General features: G+C 69.5%; 1 protein-coding gene. It reads left to right on the top strand.

Translation table 11 applies throughout. The features are described from left to right. The first annotated feature begins 120 nt into the window (after positions 1-120). Positions 121-2,121: a lamin tail domain-containing protein gene (locus tag JGS39_RS38785; RefSeq protein WP_308120979.1), complete on the top strand. Its 2,001-nt coding sequence runs from the start codon at positions 121-123 to the stop codon at positions 2,119-2,121. The last annotated feature ends 367 nt before the right edge of the window (positions 2,122-2,488 follow it).

The raw sequence follows: 2,488 nt of genomic DNA, 5'->3' as shown, positions 1-2,488 counted from the left end.
GAAGCACCGAAGCACCGAAGCACCGAAGCACCGAAGTAAGCCTTGGCGTTCCGGAGGCCAGCAGGCAGTGTTCAGCTGGAGTACACGCCGTTTCAAGATCGCATCCCCAGAGTGTGCCTCGTGCCTACCTCCTCACACTCGCGTGCCGGCGTCGCCTCTGTATGCGCCGCCGCTCTGACGCTTTCCGGACTGCTGCTCACCGGAATGGCGACCGCTCAGACCGCAGCCGCCGCGGACCCGGCCGGATATCCCAACGTCCGTATCAACGAAGTCACTTCGTCGAACAGCGACACCGTGGAGCTGTACAACGCCGGCTCGGCCGCTGTGAGTATCAGTGGCTGGAAGATGTCCGACGACAGCTTCTCGCCGCAGTCGTTCAGCCCCTCCTCCGGCACGATCCCGGCCGGAGGCTTCGTCACCTTCGACTCGCCCAAGGGGCTGGGCGATGCGGACAAGCTGGTGATCTACACATCCGGCGGCACGGTGGTCGACCGGGTCGAGTGGGCGACCGGCCGGGCGAAGCCTGCCATGGCCCGCTGCGGCGGCGACGGCAACGGAGCGTGGGTGACCACGACGTCGTCGTCGACGTTCGGCGCCCCGAACGCGGCGGGTTGCCCGTCGTCGGTACCGGCGGCGAGCCGGGTACGCCTCAACGAGGTCTCCTCCAACGGCTCCGACACCGTGGAGCTGTACAACGGCGGAACGAGCGCCATCAGCATCGGAGCGTGGAAGTACGTCGACGGGGACGCCTCCCACTCCCCGGCGTCGGTCTCCTCCTCGACCGGCGCGACCAGCATCCCGGCGGGTGGCTACCTCACGTTCGACTCCACCATCGGGCTGGGCGACAACGACTCGGTGTTCCTCATCGACGCCGGCGGCAACAGCATCGACTCGGCGACCTGGGCAGCCGACGGCGCCAAGCCGTCGTACGAGCGCTGCGCCAACGCCATCGGACGCTTCCGGACGGCCGTGACCGCCACCCCCGGCGCCCAGAACTCCTGCTCGGGCAACACCGGTGGTGACGGAGACGGGGGCGGCGACGGAGACGGCGGCCCCGAAGCCGGCGAGCTGCTGGGCGGAGGCGGCTCGCTGACCAGCGGCTGCACCCCCGAGGCGCCTTCCGGCACAGGCTCCGCCCCGAGCAGCGCCCTCGCGTGGCCCGGCGGGCTGGACGTCACGATCGCCGACAACGTCTGCGCGTTCACGACATCCACCGGCACGGAAGGCCGGGACCTGAGCGGCCTGGCCTTCGACCCGGCGCACCCGTCGGTGCTCTGGGCCGCCAAGAACAAGAACTGGCTGTACAAGCTGGTCAAGAGCAACGGCAAGTGGATCCCCGACGCGACGTGGAGCGCGACCGGCAAGCAGATCCGCTTCGCCGGCGGCTCCGGCGAGCCGGACTCCGAAGGGCTGACGGTCGGCGGCAACGGCCACATCTACGTGACCTCCGAGCGCGACAACACCGACAAGGAGGCGCCCAAGAACACGATCATGGAGTTCGACCCGGCGTCGACCGGATCGACGCTGTCGCCGATTCACCAGTGGGACATGACAGCGCAGTTCCCGCAGCTCGACACCGGCAGCAAGGACGACGCCAACCTGGGCTTCGAGGGCGTCGGATACGTGCCGGACAGCTGGCTGACCGCGAACGGATGGACCGACCCGCGCACCGGAACGGCCTACAACCCGGCGGCCTACCCGCTGCACGGTTCGGGCCTGTTCTTCGCCGGCCTGGAGTGGGACGGTTCGCTCCACGTCTACGGCCTGAACTCGGACGGCACGTACACCACGTTCGGCTCGATCCCCACCGGCAAGGCCTCCGTGATGGACGTGACGTTCGACAACGGCACCCAGCGTCTCGTCGCGACCTGCGACAACACCTGCGGTGGGACCCACACGTTCATGAAGGTCAACGCGTCCGGCGCGCTCGTTCCGGACGTGACCTACACGAAGCCGGCCGTCATGCCGACCGACAATCTGGAGGGCTTCGCGCTCGCACCGGCCTCGACCTGCGTCAGCGGCTTCCGCGAAGCGGTCTGGAGCGACGACGGTGTCTACGGCTTCGGTGCCGGAAGCTCCTCCTACGGACACGCCCTCTACAGCGGGTCCTTCCCCTGCTGAGGCCGCCGGCCACGGGTGACGGTCCTCCCCCGGCCCCGCTCCCCGTTCCCGGTCCGTCCTGAGACGCAGGCGGTACGGCACGCGGCGATGAAGCTCCTGGCAGACGCGGTGACGGCCCCTGGCCCATCCGCCGACCACCAGGAGCTTCGACGTGCCGCCCCGCAAGCCACCGGCCCCCACCGCCGCTCGACACACCTGCGTCGGGTTCCTGCGCATCCAGGGGTAGAACGGCCGCACCCTTGGCCCCCGTACACCGCCGGCCCCTGGGGGCGGCCGTTCGGCCACGATGCGGGCCTCGACGGTGGCCGGGTCGGGCGGATCATGTTCGGCGACCTCGATCCGCAGCCCCCCCGTTATGTTTTTCGCG

It is taken from the genome of Streptomyces poriferorum, assembly GCF_019399235.1.
In the GTDB taxonomy this organism is placed as follows: domain Bacteria; phylum Actinomycetota; class Actinomycetes; order Streptomycetales; family Streptomycetaceae; genus Streptomyces; species Streptomyces poriferorum.
This window is presented reverse-complemented; position numbering and strand designations above follow the sequence as displayed.